The sequence below is a fragment of the Mesorhizobium sp. C089B genome, from assembly GCF_030323125.1.
Lineage (GTDB): Bacteria > Pseudomonadota > Alphaproteobacteria > Rhizobiales > Rhizobiaceae > Mesorhizobium.
In genome coordinates, this window is sequence record NZ_CP100469.1 from 2,665,339 (window position 1) to 2,684,206 (window position 18,868).

The following is an 18,868-nucleotide window of genomic DNA, read 5'->3' on the forward strand; positions in this document are numbered from 1 at the left end:
CGATCAGGAATGCGGCCCTTGTCGCCGTGCCCCGAAAGTGCGGTCTCGATCTGCCCGGCCTGCCGACGTGGCCAGACCGTCGACAAGCCCTAAGCGCTAGCCGGTTTTGATCCTTTGGGGGGCCGCATTCTCTATCGCGAGGAAAATCGCTTCGAACAGATCCTCGTCGCGGAAGGGCTTGCCGAGCAAGGGCACGTCGGCCGGCCGATCGGCAATCTCCCGGGCATCGGCATAGCCCGTGATCATGACCGCTGGCCAGTCCGAGCGCAAATTGCGCGCGAAGCGGATCACGTCGACGCCGGATACGAGTGGCATGGCGAAGTCGGTGATAATGACGTCGAACTCGTCGGGAGTGCGCTCCATCATGGCCAGCGCCTCCGCCCCTCCTCCCGCGCAGGTCACCTCGAAACCACGTTGGCGAAGGGACTCGGCGGTCAATTGCCGCAAAACATGGCTGTCATCGATCAGGAGGATTGATGGGTGCTCCATCCCGGCATCGGCGAACGCTCGTTCAATGTCGGGTTCCACCACAGGATCGACCGGCTGTTCGGTCGATCGTGGCAGCCAGAGTTGCATGGTAGTTCCGCGGTTAACGACGCTTTCTATGCGAAGTGTCCCACCTGACTGCTTCATGAAGCCGTAGACCGTGCTGAGGCCGAGGCCCGTTCCCTTACCGACCGGCTTGGTGGTGAAGAACGGTTCGACGACCTTGGCGACAAGATCGGGGGGTATGCCGGATCCGGTGTCCTTGACGGCGATCATGACATAGTCGCCCGGCGGAATATCCTCTGTTGGCGTCCCGATCGATCGATTCTGCGCATGCACGGTTATTGTCCCGCCAGAGGGCATGGCGTCACGCGCGTTGAAAACCAGATTCATCAAGGCCAATTCAAGTTGGCCTGCATCGACATGCACCGGCCAGATCGTGTCATCGATCTGCCAGTCGAAACGGATCAACCCCCCCAGCACGGGCGCCACCAATCCGTTCATCGTGTCGCCCAGCGCAGCAAGGCGCACCGCTTCCGGCTTCAGGGTCTGGCGCCGCGAGAATGCCAGCATTCGCGCGACAAGGTCAGCGCCTTGTTTTGCAGAACGCCGCGTCAGGTCGAGTACCTGTTGCGCCTGATCATCCAACGTAGCCCGGCGTTCAAGCAGCCCTAACCCACTGAGAATTGCGGCGAGCAGGTTGTTGAAATCATGCGCCAGGCCGCCGGTTAGCTTGCCGATAGCGTCGATGCGCTGGGATTGAAGCAGCTGATCCTCAAGACCGCGCCGCTCCGTGATGTCAAGCAATGTGCCGATAATTTCCGGTTCACGGCCATCTGACCCGTCCGACATCACGCCCTGGTCGAGAAAAATGCGATACTCGCCATTGGCGCAATGCCAGCGGAACTCGCACGTATAGGAGCCGGTGGTTTTGGCCGCCAGCAGCGCTTGCTTCAATCGCGGCAGGTCGTCGGGATGAACGCGGTTGAGACCGAACTCCGGATCCGATGTCAGGTATTCAGGCGCAAAGCCGGTCAAGCGCTCGACGCCCTCCGTAACAAAGCGCGCCGCGAAGGGTGGCTCGGCTGCCCGAGCATGAAAGCAGACCGGCAACGAATTCAGGATGGCATCCTGCCGTTGCTCGGCGCTGCGCAGCGCGCGTTCGGCCTGAAGCTTGTCCTTGTGCGCCTGCAACGCCTGCGCCAATAGTCCCTGCTCGACCTCCGCCTTGCGCTGGATCTCGAGCGTCTTCTCGTGGAGTTCGACGAAAACCGCGACTTTCGAACGCAGCATGATCGGATCGAATGGCTTGAACACATAGTCGACCGCGCCGGCATCATAGCCGCGCAGCATATGCGCATCCTCCTTGTTGATGGCGGTCAAGAAGATGATTGGGGTGCGCTTGGATTGCTCGCGCTGGCGGATAAGTGCGGCCGTTTCATACCCGTCCAACCCTGGCATGAGGACATCCAGGAGAATGACGGCGAACTCCTCTTTCAGCAAAAAGCGCAGAGCCTCTTCGCCCGATTGGGCGCAGATGACCTCTCCGATAGTCGCGAGCACTTCGCTGATCGCCAGCAGATTGCGCTCATCGTCGTCCACCGCCAGGATACGGGCTCTTGCCGGCCCTTCGGCAAGAGCTGCCACCTCAAGTTTCCTTACCCTGTTTCTTGCCAGCTTTTGCATCGAACGGCCGTCAGTTCGCTGCCAGGAGAATTTTTCCGGGCTCTCGACACGGGATCGGGCACGTCCGATCCAGACACGAAGCAGCGCCAGCAGGAGATCCAGATCGACGGGTTTGGCGATGTAGTCGGAAGCCCCGGCATCCAGACATTTTTGCCGATCCCCCTTCATCGCCTTTGCGGTGACGGAAATCAGCGGGATATGAGCAATCGCCGGTGTGCCGCGAATCCGCCGCATCGTCTCGTAGCCGTCCATCTCCGGCATCATGATATCGATCAATGCCACGTCGACATCGGGCGCCTGTTCAAGAAGCGCGATGCCATCACGGCCCCGCTCGGCATGCAGAACCTGTATGTCATAGGTCTCCAGAACACTCGTGAGCGAATAAATGTTACGAATGTCGTCGTCGACGATGAGAACTTTCGCCCCGGCGAGATCGGACTTGCCGTTGTGTTCAGTTCCTGCCCAGGCCTCTTGGCGACCTTCTCCCGGCAGCGTTGCCGAAATATGCAGCGCCAATTGAGCGAAGTTCTCCGCCCGCGGTGCTTCCGCCAAGGCCGGGTTCAATGCCAGTACCTGTTCAAGCGCGTCCGGGTGAGGTGTAAAGAACAGCAGCTGCGGCAAGGCTTCGCCGAATTGGCCGGTGATCTCGTCCAGCGCCTTTGCGTTGTCCTTGGCGGAGCGTCCAAAGCCGAGCACGACGGCATCATAGAAGGCGAGGCCAACGTCTTCTGCATTTGCCGCAACACGACCGATCGCGGTGACCGACGTTACGCCGTCGCGGATTGCCTCGACCAGAGCCAGACGCCGCTCCGGGTCAGGGTCCACGACCAGAACGCGGCGCTGAACGCGGAGCTTCTTCGAGTGGATATCCTGAAACACCTTCATCAGTTCGTCCGAGGAAACGGGCTTGGTGGAAATGCTGGACGCCCCCTTGCGTGCGAGACTGTCGATGTCTTCGGCACCCGAGATGACATGGATAGGAATTCCCCTCGTCTTCTGGTCATGCCGCAGCAGATCGAGAAGCACCCAGCCATCGATATCCGAAAGTCCGAGATCAAGTGTGATTGCGTCGGGAACGAGCTTGCGGGCCAATGCCAGCGTGCCGGAACCTGCAGTCGACAGAACGCCTTTCAGCCCGGCCGACCGGGCGAGGCCAAGCAGCAACCCGCCAAAGGTCGGATCGTCTTCGACGATCAACACGATCCGATCGGTGGGTAGGATTGAATCGCGGTCGTCGATCAGCTCTGCCGAGGGCGGACTGCTGAGCAGAGCTGTCGCAGCAACCGCCTCCGCCGCCGGAGCCAAGGTCGACTGTACTGTCGTCACGCGGGGGCCGTCGAACGGGATGATGAGGGTAAATGTCGACCCCTTGCCCGGCGTGCTTTCGACCCGCAATTCGCCGCCAAGCAAGCGAGCGATCTCGCGGCTGATCGAGAGCCCAAGGCCGGTGCCGCCATACTTGCGGCTGGTGGTGCCGTCGGCCTGCTGGAAGGCCTCGAAAATCAGCTTCTGTTTGTCTTCTGGAATGCCAATGCCGGTGTCGGTGACGGCGATCGCGAGAGCCTTCACCGGCTGCGTCGCGCCATTGCGGCGGCCGGCCTTTTCAACCCGGAAGTTCAGGCTGACCTCGCCTTCCGAGGTGAATTTGAATGCGTTGGAAAGCAGGTTGAGGACAATCTGCTGCAAGCGTTTCTCATCTGTGCGGACCGTGTCGGGAAGCGCCGGATCGACCTTGATGGTGAAGCCAAGTCCCTTGTCGGCTGCCAGCTGACGAAAAGTTCGTTCCATATGCTGGCGAAGATGCGTCACCGGCATATCGTTGATGTCGATGGAAACAGTGCCCGACTCGATCTTCGACAGATCGAGGATATCGTTGATGAGGCTGAGAAGATCGGTTCCTGCCGAATTGATGGTGCGGGCGAACTCTACCTGTTTTTCGTTGAGGTTGCCGTGCTGGTTGGTCGCCAGCAGGTTTGACAAAATGAGCAGCGAATTGAGCGGCGTGCGCAGTTCGTGGCTCATATTGGCCAGGAATTCGGATTTGTATTTCGACGTGAGCGCCAGTTGCTCGGCTTTTTCCTCCAGCGCGCGTCGCGCCATCTCGATTTCGAGATTCTTGTTTTCGACCTGCTTCTTTTCGTTCTCGAGCAGCTGCGCCTTTTCCTGCAGCTCCTCGTTTGTCGCATGCAGCTCTTCCTGCTTTTTTGTCAGCTCGGTTTGACGCGCTTGCAATTCCGACGTCAGCAGTTGCGACTGCTTGAGCAGGCCCTCCGTGCGCATCGTCGCAGCGATGGTGTTGAGAACGATGCCGACGGATTCCATGAGCTGGTTGAGGAACGACTGGTGTGTGTCACGAAACTCGCCGAACGAGGCGAGCTCGATGACGGCTTTGACTTCATCCTCGAACAGGGCAGGCAGGATGATGACATTGGCTGGCGAGGCGCTGCCAAGACCAGATGTGACCCGAAGGAATTCTGGCGGCACATTGTCCAGCATGATGGCGCGCTTGTCGGCGGCACTTTGCCCAACCAGGCCCTCTCGCAGATCAAGCCGCTGCTTGATGGCAGCCTTGCTCTCGGCGCCATAGGAAGCCGCCAGCTCAAGATAGGATTCCTCCTCGTCGCGATTGGTGACGTAGAACACCCCATACTGGGCGTTCACCAGAGGAGCGAGTTCGGACATGATGAGCCGCGAGACGGTGGCAAGGTCGCGCTCGCCTTGCAGCATGCGCGAAAACCGGGCGAGATTGGTCTTCAACCAGTCCTGCTCGGCATTCTTCAGCGTCTGATCCTTCAGATTGCGGATCATTTCGTTGATGTTGTCTTTCAGCGCGGCGACCTCGCCGGAGGCTTCGACGCTGATCGAACGGGTAAGATCGCCCTTGGTCACCGCCGTCGAAACCTCGGCGATGGCACGCACCTGGGTGGTCAGATTGGCAGCGAGTTGATTGACATTGTCGGTCAGGTCGCGCCAGAGGCCGGCGGCACCTGGCACACGCGCCTGACCACCGAGCTTACCCTCGATGCCCACCTCACGGGCGACGTTGGTCACCTGGTCGGCAAAGGTGGCAAGCGTCTCGATCATGCCGTTGATGGTGTCGGCCAGCAGGGCGATCTCTCCCTTCGCGTCGACCGTCAGTTTGCGCCTGAGATTGCCTTGCGCGACCGCCGTCACGACATCGGCGATGCCGCGCACCTGATTGGTCAAGTTCGTCGCCATCAGGTTGACGTTGTCGGTCAGGTCCTTCCAGGTACCGGCAACACCTTCGACGCGCGCCTGGCCACCAAGCTTGCCCTCGGTGCCAACCTCACGCGCGACTCGGGTGACCTCGCCGGCGAAGGAGTTCAACTGGTCCACCATGGTGTTGATGGTCGACTTGAGCTCCAGGATTTCGCCCTTCACATCGACGGTGATCTTCTTCGACAGGTCGCCGCGCGCCACGGCGGTCGTGACTTCGGCGATGTTGCGCACCTGGCCGGTCAGATTCTCGGCCATCGAGTTCACATTGTCTGTGAGATCCTTCCACGTGCCGGCAACGCCGCGCACCTGCGCCTGGCCTCCCAACTTGCCTTCCGTGCCGACCTCGCGTGCCACGCGCGTGACTTCCGAAGCGAAGGAATTAAGCTGGTCCACCATTGTGTTGATGGTGTCCTTCAGCTCCAGGATCTCGCCGCGGACATCGACGGTGATCTTCTTCGAAAGGTCCCCGAGCGCCACGGCGGTGGTTACCTCGGCGATGTTGCGCACCTGGCCGGTCAGGTTGGCCGCCATGGCGTTGACGTTTTCGGTCAGATCCTTCCACGTGCCGCCGATGCCGCGCACCTGGGCCTGGCCGCCGAGCTTGCCATCGGAGCCGACCTCGCGCGCCACACGTGTCACTTCCGAAGCGAAGGAATTGAGCTGGTCGACCATCGTGTTGATGACGTCCTTGATCTGCAAGATCTCGCCCAGCGCGTCGACGGTGATCTTCTGGGTCAAGTCGCCGGTCGCTATGGCCGTTGCCACCTTCGACACGTCACGCAACTGCACCGTCAAATTGCCGGCCATGGCGTTGACGTTGTCGGTCAGATCCTTCCAGGTGCCACCGACGCCTTCGACATGCGCCTGGCCACCAAGCTTGCCTTCCGATCCCACTTCGCGGGCCACACGCGTGACCTCAGAGGCGAAGGAGTTCAGTTGGTCGACCATCGTGTTGACGGTGTCCTTGAGCTCCAGGATCTCGCCTTTGACGTCGACGGTGATCTTCTTCGACAGGTCGCCGCGCGCCACGGCGGTGGTGACTTCTGCGATGTTTCGAACCTGGCCAGTCAGGTTGGCGGCCATGAGATTGACGTTGTCGGTCAAATCCTTCCATGTGCCGCCGACGCCCCTCACCTCTGCCTGGCCGCCCAGCTTGCCTTCGGTGCCGACCTCGCGTGCCACGCGCGTCACTTCCGAGGCAAAGGAGTTCAGTTGGTCGACCATCGTGTTGATGGTGTCCTTGAGTTCCAGGATTTCGCCTTGCACGGCGACCGTGATCTTCTTGGACAGATCGCCCGACGCGACCGCCGTGGTCACCTCGGCGATATTGCGCACCTGACCGGTCAGGTTCTCGGCCATCGAGTTGACGTTGTCGGTGAGGTCCTTCCAGGTGCCGGCGACGCCGCGCACCTGCGCCTGGCCGCCAAGCTTGCCTTCGGTGCCAACCTCGCGTGCCACGCGCGTGACCTCGCCCGCGAATGAATTCAGCTGGTCCACCATCGTGTTTATCGTGGATTTCAGCTCGAGAATCTCGCCCTTCACGTCCACCGTAATCTTCTTCGACAGGTCGCCCAAAGCCACCGCGGTCGTCACTTCGGCGATGTTGCGCACCTGGCCAGTCAGGTTCTCGGCCATGGAATTCACATTGTCGGTCAGATCCTTCCACGTACCACCAACACCCTCAACGCGCGCCTGGCCGCCAAGCTTGCCTTCAGTGCCGACCTCGCGCGCCACGCGCGTCACTTCCGAAGCGAAGGAATTAAGCTGGTCCACCATCGTGTTGATGGTGTTCTTCAGTTCTAGGATTTCGCCCTTGACATCGACTGTGATCTTCTTCGACAGGTCGCCCGACGCGACCGCCGTCGTAACCTCCGCGATGTTGCGCACTTGCCCGGTCAGGTTCGTGGCCATCGCGTTGACGTTGTCGGTCAGATCTTTCCACGTGCCGGCGACGCCCTTGACCCGGGCTTGGCCGCCGAGCTTGCCTTCCGTACCGACCTCGCGCGCCACGCGCGTCACCTCAGAGGCGAAGGAGGCCAACTGGCCGACCATGGTGTTGACGATCTTGCCGATGCGCAGGAATTCGCCGCGCAGCGGTCGGCCATCAATTTCGACCATCATGGTCTGCGAAAGGTCGCCCTTGGCGACGGCGCCGATAACGCGCGCAACCTCAGCCGTTGGCTGAACCATGTCTTCGATGAGATCATTGACTGAACGGACACTGGATTCCCAACTGCCGGTGGCATTGCGAACCCGGCCGCGCTCGCCTATCCGCCCCTCCTTGCCGACGACCCGGCTCAAGCGCTCGAACTCGCGCGTCACTTGGTCGTTGAGGTCAGCGATCTCATTGAAAGTCTCAGCTATCTCAGAATCGAGGCCTTCATAAACATTGTCGATGCGGACGGAGAAATCGCCGCGCCGGAAGGCTTTCAGAGAATTCAGGATGCTTCGACGGTCCAATTGCTTCTTGGATGCCTGCACGGTCACAGCGCCACTCCCAGCCCTATGGATTTATACGGATAAAGTTGCCCCCGCGGCCAATGGTGGATCGCGCCGCAAGACCCCAAACGCGGCATCTTCAATTTTGTTCCATCGTGCCGTGAATTCCAGGCCGACGGTTGCGCCTTGGTTTGAACGCCGGATTTTCATGATGCGGTTGTGGATTTATCGTGCTTCAGCCGACCACGACACGTCATAGCCGTTTGCCATTGCCAGAGAGGCATGAATTGCGTTGCGCAACTCGGAAGGCGAGGCAGCCACCCGGTGGTCGAAGCTCACGGCAATTTTCTTGCCGGACATGGCATGGACCATAAGCCCGACAATTCCTCGTCGTCGCAGCGACACTCAGGAAACTTGCGCGGATTCCATCGACCGCAAACGCCGTCGACACAATGTCGTCAGCGCGATTGCCAGCGACTAGGTTTCAAGGTCAATGACTTCGCTTTTCAGCAAATCACCCTCCCAGCGGAAGGCCGACGGCAGAGGCGCCGGATGTCTCGCAAAGATTGCTAGATGCCGGCATCGAGTCTTCGGCGCTGTATCCTGTCCATTCTATGACGGTTGGCCGCGCTGTCGATAGCTCTGCAAGGCTTTGTACGCTTCCAGAAACTGATTCACGCGAGCGAGCAGATCAGGCAATCGTGCCGTTCATATACGTTTTCCGGTTCACTGTAGTGCCGTCCGCCAACTGAAACAGTCCGCCCGACCAGAATGACGATTGTCGGCCCTTTCACTTGAAGCCCCCCAGATCAGCGAGTGAGTTGTGGCCAACACTCCAACACCTCCGCCATGCTGGCCGCCTCAATCTGCTCACTGAAGCGGGAATGGTAGACTTCCATCAGTGCGTCATGGGTCTGGTCGGCAGAGCTGCAGATGGCATCGGTGACGAGAATGACGCGAAAGCCACGATCGATGGCGCCAAGCACGGTCGCGAGAACGCAAACGTCGGTTTCGCCACCGGTGATCACGAGCGCACGCACGCCGGAGCCACTCAGCAGCGCGTCGAGCCGCCCCTCGGTCCAGGGCGAATAGACATGTTTGTCGACCACCGTCGCCGGCGGTACAAATCGTGCAAGTTGAGGCATCAGCTCGATCAGGCGCGGATCGATGTTGGAAAGGGTTACCTCCGCCCACCGACGATAGTAGTTTGCCCACATTCCCGGCGCCTCGCCCGGGCGGGCGGCAGGAATGAAGCGCGTGAACAGGGTACGGCTGGCATGTCTGGCGACCAGTTCTTCGATCGCCGGGACCACCTTTTCAGCCCACGGCACGGGCCAAGGTCCACCCGGCGCAAACAGGCGCTGCATGTCGACGCACAGATGCAGGCCATCGTCGCCTATTGGTCCGTGAATCAATCCTTGGGCGGCCACTGGTGGATTCCGTCGGGTTTGGGTTACTGGCCTGCCTGCCGCGCTGCATCGGCCTCAGCCACATCAACAGTGTAAAGCAATTCACCGTTTTCGTTGGATACCCTCACAAGCCAGCCGGACAGAGCGTCCGTGCCAGGCTGCAGGTCGGCGAGAAGATCGATTGCGCAGCGGATAGCTTCGGACCGGGCCGCCTCAAGGCTCGCCATCCTCGACGGCGGTATGCGTCGGCTGGTTTCGCCATCGCGATACTCAAAGACATATACGTCGCCGGCGCCGTCGCTTGCAGAGGTTATCTCGACCTGGTCGAAATTGCCGTTGCTGCTCGCGTCATATTCATTGGCTGCGAGATCAAAGGTCGCTGTCTGGACCAGGATTGCCTTTGCGCGGGCAAGCACGTCATCTTCAGCTTGTATCCCGACGTTTGCCATGTCCACCGTAACGCAGTCGCCGCCCTCGCCGCAAAATATCACCCGGCGAACCGACTGCCCGTCTGGCGCCCTGGCATTCACCACTTCGGTCCGAACGACTTGCATGACACTCTCCTGCCTGTGTCTGACAATGTTCATGGTGCGCTTTCGGTTCCTGCGGATGCAGGCGCCGGCCCGGCTGTCGAGACCGACAGGACTTCCCCGCCGGACATTGACGTGCACCGAGCCCCCGCCGCAGGAACAATTCGAACGGAAACGCGTTGCCCTAGCTGGAAACGGGATAAGCGCAAAATGGCCGCGCCACGTGCTGCCTGGAAGGGCTTCTTGAAGGTTGGTTCGGTTACTTGCGGCGTGAAGATTGTCGGCGCAACCAGCGAAGCATCCAAGATCCATTTCAAGATTTTGAACCGCAAGGACGGTCTGCCGGTCAGGAGCGTCTACGCCGACGAGGAGACCGGAAAGCTGGTGGATGCAGCGGATCAGGTGAAGGGTTTCGAGATCGAAAAGGACGAATTTCTCCAGATCGAACCTGACGACATAAAGGCGTTGAAGCTGACGTCGAAGCACACGCTCGAAGTCGGCGAATTCGTATCGATTGACGATATCGATACGCGCTATCTCGAGAAGCCCTACTATCTGATCCCGGCCGACGGCGCCGCAATCGAAGCATACGGAGTGATCCGCGATGCCATGAAGAACAAGGGCGTGGCCGCTCGATCCTGCGTGGTGCTCTACCAGCGCGGCCGCGAAGTGCTGATTCAGCCCTATGGCAAGGGGATGGTGATGACCGAGCTTCGCAACCACAACGAAATGGTTTCGGAAAGCACTGTGTTCGATGGATTGGCCAAGCAGAAATACGACCCCGATCTGCTCGAAATCGCCGGCATGCTTATTGACAAAAAAGTGACGACCTTCGATCCCTCGAAATTTGAAGACACCTATGAAGACGCGCTGATCGCCATGATCGATGCAAAGCGCAAAGGCAAGAAGCTGCCGAACCCCGCACCAAGGCCACAGGAGAATGTCATCAACCTCGCTGAGGTGCTGAAGAAGAGCCTCAAACAGGAAGGGCTGGCGAGATCCACAAAGAGAGCCTCACCGAAACGCAAGACAGCATAGTTGATAACTGCCTAGCCAGAAGGTCCGCACAGCAGCCCCAGCCGCCCCTAAATCGTTTGGAACAATTCTCGCGGTTGCCCGTTGGCCACCAAGGACGATGCCTTACGGCCGAGATCAAGAACGTCGACAGGGCAGTCCTCAAAGAGTCAGAGGCAGCGGATGCCAACATTGCGCTCAAAGGAGCCGGAACGCAGGACTCTGATCGGGCGCCGACAAGCCCCAGGACCGCCGGCCATCGGTAAAAATACATGGGGTGTGAAAAGACCCTTTCGCCTCCAGACGCGGCGACGCGCGACCTGTGGCGGGCCGAACCCCACGCCCAAGCGAAACCCGGAGAATAGATGTGCCCCCCAAACCAGAGCCAACCGAAGAGCCGCCAGTGGATGCGCCGACGTGGACGCCGGACATACGCGAGCCTGAGCCGGATCTTCTTCCCGACGAAGTGCCAGTTCCTAATCCGGACGAGAACCGTGATCCGCCAAAGCGAGGCGTGGTGACAGACTGAACAACGGGTTTGGTCCGGCATCCTCCTGCAAAGGCGTTTATCTCGCCGCCGGGTTCAAGATCGCCAGTGAAATGCGACTGGATTTGGCTACGCCGAATGCTTGACGGATTTGGTCTCCATAGTGTGGACCTATCGACGCTTCGCCAAGCCTCATTTTCCAAGTATCTGTTCGAACGTGCATTGCTTCGGGCTTTTGTCAGGACGCCATCGCAGAAATTTGGTGCCATGACGGAAACGATCCCCGGTGACATGATCGAACCGCACCTCCGCCACCAGTTCGGGCCGCAATGGCTCCCATTGTCCGCTTCTTTCCGTGCTCCACCGACTGGGACCGCCCGGCGCTTTTCCCGTGAAGCCAGGAGCCGATCGCAAAGCTTCAAGTTGTCGCGTAAGCTTGGCCCTGTCCTCCCGGGCGATCGTCGAAGTGAACCCGACATGGTCGAGTTGCCCCTGGTCATTGTACAGACCGAGCAACAGGGAGCCAACTTCACGCGACTTCGCCAGGTAGCGGAACCCTCCGACGACACAATCGGCCGTGCGCAGGCGCTTGACTTTGACCATGGCGCGCTCGCCGGGCCGATATTCATCATCGAGAAGCTTGGCGACGACCCCGTCGGTCGAACCTTGTCCGGATTGGCCAAGCCATCTGCCTGCCGGCGCCAAATCAAGCGTTGCCCGAGACAGTTCGAGATCCTTTCGCCCGGCCGACTTTACGAACAGTTCGAGTGCAGCGCGCCGAACCGAGAGCGGCTGTTGCATCAAGGCGCCCTCGGAGGTCGCCAACATGTCAAAGAGGATCAGCTTTGCCGGCGTCGCGACCGACAGTTTCCGGATCCTGCTTTCCGCCGGATGCAGCCGCATCTGCAAGGCGTCGAAAGAAAGAGAGCCTGCAATTTCGATGACGATCTCACCATCGACCACGAACTCTTTTGTTTTCAGTTCATGCAACATCGCGACGACTTCCGGGAAATACCGCCCTAACGGCTTGCCGGATTTTGCACGCAACTCCACGGCCGCGCCGGCTTTAAAGGCCAGGCAGCGGAACCCGTCCCATTTGGGTTCGTATTGCCACCGGCCAGCATCGGCCGGCAACGTGTCGGCAGCCTTTGCTTCCATCGGCGCCGTGCTCAACGCAACGCCGAAAGACGATTTTACACTCGTCGGCAGATCGCGAGAGATGGCAGATTCGCCCGTCATGAAAGTTCCGTGGACAACGATGGAGATCGACTCAACGCAGCACTGGTGCCGGTTTTGGAAAAATCATGCTTCAACAGGGTTAGGTCATGATGAGATTTCAACCAGATCTCATCATGACCTGGGACGGTCTACTCGGCAGCCTGCATGTTGATCTTGCTTTCCGCCATTTCGGTGAGCTTGCGATCGGTCGCCTGCTCTTCTTTCAGGTTCTTGGCCAACACGTTGGCGCAGTCGCTGCGGCCAAGCTGCTTGGCCCAGGCGATGAGCGTGCCATATCTGGTCATCTCATAATGTTCGACCGCCTGCGCCGACGCTATCAGTGCCGCGTCTAGGACCTCCTTGTCGTCGACGTCGCCGCTCACATCGTCGGCTTCTTCGAGAATGCCGTCTATCGCCGGGCAGTTGACCTCCTTGGCCTTGACGCCATGCAATTCGAACACCTGTTCGACGCGCTCGATATGGCCTTTGGTCTGCTCGAGGTGTTTTTCGAATCCGGCCTTCAATTGCGGATCGGTTGCCTTGCCGATCATCTTCGGCAGCGCTTTCTCGATCTGCTTTTCGGCGTAATAGATGTCGCGCAGCGTGTGCACGAAGAGATCGTCGAGTGTCTTGATGTCCTTCGAAAAGAAGCCCATGGCCTTACCTTTCATTGTGCAGAAGTTCGGGTCCGGCGGCGGCTCGCCCGCCACCCGCGGAGGCCGGGAACTCGTCCCGGCTTGCTGGTCAACGCACCGGTGCCGGAGGAGTTCCTGATTCCGAGCCGGGCCGTTACTCCTTTTCGAGACGCTGCGGTCCATCTCCGGAGGAGCTTTGACCCGAACACACGTTCCATGGTCCAGGCGAGGACCCTCAGGCGCACGCCGGCGCGGAAAAACTGACGGCCAGGAGAGCCGAAACGTGCTGTGCGCCGCAAGCTCTCGCAGGCGATCGCTGCCTCGGCAGATGCAATGCCAGCGCCGGGCGCGCACTATTGTCGGGAGAACTCCTGGTCAAGTATGCGAAGGCCCTCTTCATATTTGGCCGCCGACGCTCCGACCTGCCTCGACTGCCAGATGTTGTCCTCCAGATCGGCGCGTTTTACGGGGAGCGCCACTGGGTTCGACGCAGCCCGCCGGACAAAGGCGAAATACTCCTCATCCGGCCTGCGCGACATGGCATCGACCGCCGCGGTAATTGTCGGTTCGAAGCCTGCTTCTTCGAGCTTGGCGCGGGTCCAGCCCTCGCCTTTCTCCAGAACGTCATGAAGGTAGGCAACAGTCTTCTGATCGATTGTCTCGACAGCGTCGACGACACGGCGGCAATGCTCGATGTAGGGCCGCCCGGTCTTATCGCGCTGCGACGCGTGAACCTCCTCCGCAATCTTTGCCGCCTGGTAGAAACTGCTCATCGCGCCTGTCGTTACCGTGATTGACTCTGCCTGATGAAACCTATTCGACGATATGTGGCGTGTGTCGCTTGTCCTCGGCAGGGTCGACATCGATACGGGCCTTTTCCGGATCGAAAGCGCCGTGACCTGCAATAGCCAGAGCAGCCGCATCGGGCGTTTCGTAGGCCCACATGAAATCATCGGAAGAACTGCCGACGGCGTGGACACGCCAGTAGCTTGCGGTGCCTTTGAGCGGGCACCGGGTGGTGGTGTCGGTCTTTTCGAAAAGATCGAAATAGATGTCCTCGAAGGGGATATAGAAAACGGGCTCGTGCCCGTCTTCACGCAGGACCTTCGCCCGCTCCGTAGCTGCGACGATGGCGTCGGAAAACCGCACCGTCACCGTGCCGGAAAACGGTTCTATGGCCAATCGGCCAAGGTTTTGCTGTGAAGTTGCGCCTGAAGTTTGCATTTGGATTTCTCCCTGGCGATTACCGCAAGATCGGTCATGCTTGGAGACGAAATGCGCGGCGGCGCTTCAGGTTCCGGCATGTCCGATGAAGCTGAATGGCAGCCGGCCTTAAAGCGCCTATCGGTTGCCGTATCCAGCAGTACTCGTCGGTAAGGCGCGGTGAAATGCTCGTCCAACCCATTCGAAGACTTTGGAAGACGACACGGTGGTCGCTTCCGTGGAGCGTCAGGGCTGGCACCGAAATGATCTTCGCCGCTACTTGCCGGCGGGCGAGTTCCTGGCAGGAGATGCTCCAGCTGTTTGGCCGTCGTCAGCTGCCGCCTCACGCACGGGCTCCGGGGCGGCCTGAGTTGCTGCCAAGTGGGCCGCAAGGTCCCTATAGACCTTGCCCCTGCCGCCATCGTGTTTAGCGATCAGGCCAAGTAGGTCATGACGGCTTAGCTTTGCAATCTTCATTAGGAATTCGAATTCGTGCTTCGGAATCGAGGCTGCTAAGCGATCGAGTTTGGCCCGCCGGGTCTCTTTGGACACATGTGCTCCTATGTATCCAGGCAGCATGCGAGGCACGTATTCGGAGGCCCGCCATTGTCTTGATGGCGGGCCTTCGGGCGGCCGAAGCCGCTAGGTCCATCGGCTACTTGTTGCAATTTTGCACGGTCGAGGTCGTTGCGCCACTTGCAGTGTTGTTATCGATGTCATTGCCTGCGGCGTCCTTGCAACGGTCGGTCATGCCGTTCGATTTTGTAGTCGAGTTTGTGGAATTCGGATCGGTTGGCACGGCCGCATTCCCGCTGCCAGTGCCAGCGGCGCCGCCGCTGCCAACAGTTCCAGTACCAGTTCCATTACCCGTGCCAGCCGTTCCGCCAGCACCCGTTCCATTTGTCTGCGCCAAGGCGGAACCGGCCAAGGCAATAGTTAGCACCGACGCGGCTAGAATTTTCTTCAACATTGGAGTCTCCGTGTTTGAATCGCCGAATTGCGATCGCTTTCCCAACGACAGGTTTTTCTCATTGTTCCCGGCGTAATGGATTGTGATCCGCAGCAGCCTTCGTCGAGGTGGATACTCTTGCCGGCGCACGAATTGTGGTGAGACCTGACAAGGCAGGATGGGCTTTGTTCAACACCAAAGCGATATGTTGGGCGCGGCTGCATGCATCCGACGCGGATCGCGATGCGGAATGTGGGCAAGACGGGTTACAACAGAAGCGGCGATCAGAGCTGAGACCGAACCGGGCGCCTTGATGTTAATCTGACGGTTGAATCTCAAGACCATTCCGACGCAGGAGCAGAAGGCATGCCGGCTCAACCCGAAGGATTTACAATCGCTCTGGCTCACAACGGGGATGCACGAACGCAGGCTGCCGCTGCGCTCTACCGACAAAATATCGAACAAACCGGAATCGATGACCGGGCAGTGATCGGCGCGGAGCTTACCGACCCCTCGGGAAAGATCTGGGGTGGAATTTGGGGCAGAACGGAACTGGGGCTCCTGTTTCTCGACATGTTCTTCTTGCCTGAAAAATTGCGTGGCCGATCCTATGGATCACAGCTTCTTATGGCGATTGAGGAGGAAGCCATTAGGCGCGGATGCAAGAGAGCCGTCGTCGAGACGAGCAGTTTCCAGGCGCCTCAATTTTACCGGCTTCATGGGTTTGAGGAATTCGGCAAAGTCGAATTCGTTATTCCAGGACAGGCCCGCATCTTCCTTCGCAAGAACCTGCAGTAATCTTTGCGGAGGCGCCATCTGCGCGAACGGCTGTTCGCCGGCAAAATGCCGGCGCCTTAGCCCTCCCGAGCCGTAGCCATCTACTCCCGAAGGTCCTTTTGCCCTTTCCATCCAGGAAGCTCGGTCATCGGGCATAGCAGCCGCGGTCGCGCCGGATCGGAGATATCGAGTTTATCCCAGGGAATGCGGTACAGGCCGTCGCGGCGGCGCAGCCGAAGCAGGTCGAGCATCGCGATGCCGATGGTCGAGGCCGACAGACGCTCGAACGCGGCGTAGATGCCAACGTGGAATTCAGTAACGACGAGCTCGTCGCCACGCTGTTCGGCGAGAATCTCTTCGATGTGACCGATGCTCTTTCCACGCTGCGAGAGCACGCGTCGCCCGGCAAGATGTTCGAGGTTGACTGTCCTCATCATCACGCTCCTGGGATGCGCCCGATGACATGATCGCGCAACCAGTCCTGCCAGGCGAAAATCGACGTCTCGCCCACCTCGATGTCACATTCGATGTCGAGCCCGTTGTCCTGCACCTTTTTCCACGCAATCCTGTGTGGCTCGGCGTGGCGTTTGCCACCCACCCTCGTCGCCAGTTGCGCCATCCATTCCCCGGGCCGCGCGCCAAGGCGGCGCGCCAAAGTGATGGAGCCGAGTTCTATCGCGACAATCCTTGGTGGTTTGCCCCGCCGCAACTCGGCCACCACTCCGTCGACCTTGCCGATCTTGACCCGCCGGCGGTCGAACACCTGCTTGTCCAGGAGATCACGCATCAATTCCATCATGTGCCTCCGAATATCTGCAGCGGAATCGTCACCACGGCGAGCACGAAGGCAAGCGCGATAATGAAGACAACGGCGGCATTCGAAATGATGCCGTTGCGATGTTCGCCGACATAGCGTTCGTCATTCAGCAGGAAGAGAAATGGAACTACCGTCAGCGGAAGGCTCGCCGCCGTTACCGCCATGGAAAAGATGGTCAGCCTCAGTGGGTCGAGGCCAAGCATGATCGGAATGGCGGCCAAAAACAATGATGCCGTATAGACGGCACTGAAGCCCGGATCATCGCGCGGCTTGCGATCCTCACCCCACGTCCAGCCAAAGCCCTGTGCCACCAGATATGCCTGTTGCAACCCGACTTCGAGTGCGGCGCCGAAACAGGCAATGGCGAGCGAGGCAACGAATAGAACGAACCCCCAGAAGCCGAATATAGGGATCAGCATCAACGGCAGTTGGTGATAGTCGTCCACCTGGTCGATGCCGCGCGTCGCGAGAACGAGAGCAGCGACGATCAACACGCCGATCGAAATGGTCCCACCGAAGGTCATGCCCAGCCCGGCGATGGCACGATTGGCCCCAAGGTGGCTTTCATCCCATTTGTCCTCGATAGCTCCCGAGGAATAGAACATGAAAAGATAAGGCGATATCGACGCGCCGAGAATGCTGGCCGCCATGAACCAGTAATTGATGGCATCGTGAGCCGGCAGCGAAGGCACGGCGCTGCCAGCGACCGCTGTCCAGTCGGGCTTTAACATCACCGCACCAACCACGAAGCACAGCGTCACGAGGCCGAGGACCGAAACGCCTTTCTCGATAAAGCCAAACGTGCCTTTCCACAGCAGCAGCCATGCCAGCAACGCCACCGGCAGTGCCCACCACTGGAAGCCTATGCCGGTGGCAAGTTCGAGTGCGATGGCCACACCGCCGATCTCAGCGGACAGCACCATGAAATTGACGAGAAGGACGACGAGCAACGGCCATAGGAAGACGTTGAACCCAAATCTTTCACGAATGCCCTCTGAGATCGTGTGATGGCTCATCGCGGCGAACCGACCGGCCATTTCAACCAAAAAGATGATGCATATGGTGCCGAGAACTATGGCCCAGATCAGCTGGAATCCGAAGGCGGCACCCGCCTGCGCCGCCGTAGCCATCGACCCGACTTCGAGGAAACCTCCGACACTGGTGACGACGCCAAGCGATATTTCCAGAAGCTTCTTCACGGTTTTGGTCCGAAAGCGCTGGTGTAAGCGGCGGCGAGCGAGCGCATGGCCGCCCGAAGATCCTGTTGTGCGCTTTTCACCTCAGTGCGATTGTTCACCCGCAATCCCGCCTCGGCATGCGCCACCGCCACCGACAAACTGTTGACTGCTGCCGTCAGTCCTGCTCGCCCGGCTGGTTCAGCGGTCTCGGCCGATCGAATTTGCGCCTCGACATCGGCCAGCGTTTTTCCGACCGAGTGCAGTGCGGCCGTGGCATAGGCGGACGGTGCCGCTCCCTCCACCCAGGCATCCAGCACCATCGATACGGTCTGTGCCGCGGAGGCCGCTGTTCGTGATTGCTGCGCCACCTGATTGGAAGACGAGCATCCGGCCAACCCGGCTAGCATCAGAAGCAAGCACAGGCAGCCAACCGGAAAATGACGGTCGTTATGGGGTACAGCGCGCGTTGTATGCACCACGCGGATTTCCTCCCCGGCCCGAACCAACTGCGTCCGGCATCAATGATCTAGAGCCCTCGGAGAGCTCGTCAACGAAACCGACGACGAGCCTGTGAGGTCGGCTAGTCAACGTAACAAAACGCTCATCCCGGACAGCCGTGAAAGAGGGAGGCCCGCGCTTCTCTTTGGCGCGGAGAAGCGCGGGAGATCGGGCTGAGGGGATGACCCGATCGCGCAGCATCAACATGGGAGGGCAACAACGCTGCACGGTTCGAACTTCCAACCGAGCCACTTGTTCCAACTTCAACTGATTAGGCTCATTGCCGTTCTGAGTACTCAATC

The 18,868-nt window shown here is 59.6% G+C and carries 15 protein-coding genes; 2 read left to right on the top strand and 13 right to left on the bottom strand.

Features of this window, described 5'->3' with window-relative positions:
- Positions 1–96 precede the first annotated feature (96 nt).
- From NLY44_RS13310 to NLY44_RS33205, 4 genes are all read right to left on the bottom strand, one after another.
- Positions 97–7,893 carry a HAMP domain-containing protein gene (locus tag NLY44_RS13310; protein ID WP_286457766.1) on the bottom strand — a complete coding sequence of 2,599 codons (7,797 nt, stop codon included), beginning with the start codon at positions 7,891–7,893 and terminating at the stop codon, positions 97–99.
- A gap of 183 nt (positions 7,894–8,076) precedes the next feature.
- Positions 8,077–8,211: a hypothetical protein gene (locus tag NLY44_RS13315; protein WP_280790991.1), complete on the bottom strand. Its 135-nt coding sequence runs from the start codon at positions 8,209–8,211 to the stop codon at positions 8,077–8,079.
- Positions 8,212–8,660: 449 nt separating this feature from the next.
- Complete coding sequence (locus NLY44_RS13320) at positions 8,661–9,281, bottom strand: cysteine hydrolase family protein (protein ID WP_023687850.1); 621 nt, start codon at positions 9,279–9,281, stop codon at positions 8,661–8,663.
- A 23-nt stretch (positions 9,282–9,304) separates the two neighbouring features.
- On the bottom strand, positions 9,305–10,102 hold the full coding sequence (locus tag NLY44_RS33205) for a DUF6894 family protein (protein ID WP_460221764.1): 798 nt from the start codon (positions 10,100–10,102) through the stop codon (positions 9,305–9,307).
- Between NLY44_RS33205 and ku the strand changes: the two genes are divergently transcribed.
- Positions 10,001–10,828, top strand: a complete 828-nt coding sequence (gene ku, locus NLY44_RS33210; RefSeq protein ID WP_023804857.1) for a non-homologous end joining protein Ku — start codon at positions 10,001–10,003, stop codon at positions 10,826–10,828. The two genes, NLY44_RS33205 and ku, sit on opposite strands and share 102 nt — an antisense overlap.
- A 655-nt stretch (positions 10,829–11,483) precedes the next feature.
- On the opposite strand, the gene NLY44_RS13330 is transcribed toward ku, so the two are convergent.
- The 5 genes from NLY44_RS13330 to NLY44_RS13350 form a co-directional block, all read right to left on the bottom strand.
- Complete coding sequence (locus tag NLY44_RS13330) at positions 11,484–12,530, bottom strand: ATP-dependent DNA ligase (protein ID WP_023804856.1); 1,047 nt, start codon at positions 12,528–12,530, stop codon at positions 11,484–11,486.
- A 128-nt stretch (positions 12,531–12,658) separates the two neighbouring features.
- The gene (locus tag NLY44_RS13335) at positions 12,659–13,165 is read right to left on the bottom strand and encodes a YciE/YciF ferroxidase family protein (protein WP_023668075.1); all 507 of its coding nucleotides are present in this window, start codon (positions 13,163–13,165) and stop codon (positions 12,659–12,661) included.
- Positions 13,166–13,497: 332 nt separating this feature from the next.
- Positions 13,498–13,917, bottom strand: a complete 420-nt coding sequence (locus tag NLY44_RS13340; protein ID WP_023741810.1) for an HD domain-containing protein — start codon at positions 13,915–13,917, stop codon at positions 13,498–13,500.
- A gap of 40 nt (positions 13,918–13,957) precedes the next feature.
- Positions 13,958–14,368 carry a DUF427 domain-containing protein gene (locus NLY44_RS13345; protein WP_023704637.1) on the bottom strand — a complete coding sequence of 137 codons (411 nt, stop codon included), beginning with the start codon at positions 14,366–14,368 and terminating at the stop codon, positions 13,958–13,960.
- A gap of 634 nt (positions 14,369–15,002) precedes the next feature.
- Positions 15,003–15,317 carry a hypothetical protein gene (locus NLY44_RS13350; protein ID WP_031201473.1) on the bottom strand — a complete coding sequence of 105 codons (315 nt, stop codon included), beginning with the start codon at positions 15,315–15,317 and terminating at the stop codon, positions 15,003–15,005.
- A 345-nt stretch (positions 15,318–15,662) separates the two neighbouring features.
- On the opposite strand from NLY44_RS13350, the gene NLY44_RS13355 reads away from it, so the two are divergent.
- Entirely contained in the window at positions 15,663–16,094 is a 432-nt protein-coding gene (locus tag NLY44_RS13355; RefSeq protein ID WP_023804854.1) for a GNAT family N-acetyltransferase, read from the top strand.
- Between the two features lie 80 nt (positions 16,095–16,174).
- Here the strand turns inward: NLY44_RS13355 and NLY44_RS13360 are convergent, their stop codons facing one another.
- From NLY44_RS13360 to NLY44_RS13375, 4 genes are read right to left on the bottom strand one after another with little or no spacing between them, the layout of a single operon-like run.
- On the bottom strand, positions 16,175–16,507 hold the full coding sequence (locus NLY44_RS13360) for a hypothetical protein (RefSeq protein ID WP_023736049.1): 333 nt from the start codon (positions 16,505–16,507) through the stop codon (positions 16,175–16,177).
- A 2-nt stretch (positions 16,508–16,509) separates the two neighbouring features.
- Entirely contained in the window at positions 16,510–16,872 is a 363-nt protein-coding gene (locus tag NLY44_RS13365) for a hypothetical protein (protein ID WP_245260251.1), read from the bottom strand.
- Positions 16,869–18,089 carry an NRAMP family divalent metal transporter gene (locus NLY44_RS13370; protein WP_023668066.1) on the bottom strand — a complete coding sequence of 407 codons (1,221 nt, stop codon included), beginning with the start codon at positions 18,087–18,089 and terminating at the stop codon, positions 16,869–16,871. The genes NLY44_RS13365 and NLY44_RS13370 overlap by 4 nt, the downstream gene beginning before the upstream one ends.
- A complete protein-coding gene (locus NLY44_RS13375) occupies positions 18,086–18,547 on the bottom strand; it encodes a hypothetical protein (RefSeq protein ID WP_245263731.1) in 462 nt (153 codons plus the stop codon). Before NLY44_RS13375 ends, NLY44_RS13370 begins: the two co-directional genes overlap by 4 nt.
- Positions 18,548–18,868 lie beyond the last annotated feature (321 nt).

Coding starts and splice junctions, on each gene's coding strand:
- NLY44_RS13315 (WP_280790991.1), bottom strand. CDS start 8,211: ATGTCCGGCAAGAAAATTGCCGTGAGCTTCGACCACCGGGTGGCTGCC.
- ku (WP_023804857.1), top strand. CDS start 10,001: ATGGCCGCGCCACGTGCTGCCTGGAAGGGCTTCTTGAAGGTTGGTTCG.
- NLY44_RS33205 (WP_460221764.1), bottom strand. CDS start 10,102: ATGGATCTTGGATGCTTCGCTGGTTGCGCCGACAATCTTCACGCCGCA.
- NLY44_RS13330 (WP_023804856.1), bottom strand. CDS start 12,530: ATGACGGGCGAATCTGCCATCTCTCGCGATCTGCCGACGAGTGTAAAA.
- NLY44_RS13335 (WP_023668075.1), bottom strand. CDS start 13,165: ATGGGCTTCTTTTCGAAGGACATCAAGACACTCGACGATCTCTTCGTG.
- NLY44_RS13340 (WP_023741810.1), bottom strand. CDS start 13,917: ATGAGCAGTTTCTACCAGGCGGCAAAGATTGCGGAGGAGGTTCACGCG.
- NLY44_RS13345 (WP_023704637.1), bottom strand. CDS start 14,368: ATGCAAACTTCAGGCGCAACTTCACAGCAAAACCTTGGCCGATTGGCC.
- NLY44_RS13350 (WP_031201473.1), bottom strand. CDS start 15,317: ATGTTGAAGAAAATTCTAGCCGCGTCGGTGCTAACTATTGCCTTGGCC.
- NLY44_RS13355 (WP_023804854.1), top strand. CDS start 15,663: ATGCCGGCTCAACCCGAAGGATTTACAATCGCTCTGGCTCACAACGGG.
- NLY44_RS13360 (WP_023736049.1), bottom strand. CDS start 16,507: ATGAGGACAGTCAACCTCGAACATCTTGCCGGGCGACGCGTGCTCTCG.
- NLY44_RS13365 (WP_245260251.1), bottom strand. CDS start 16,872: ATGATGGAATTGATGCGTGATCTCCTGGACAAGCAGGTGTTCGACCGC.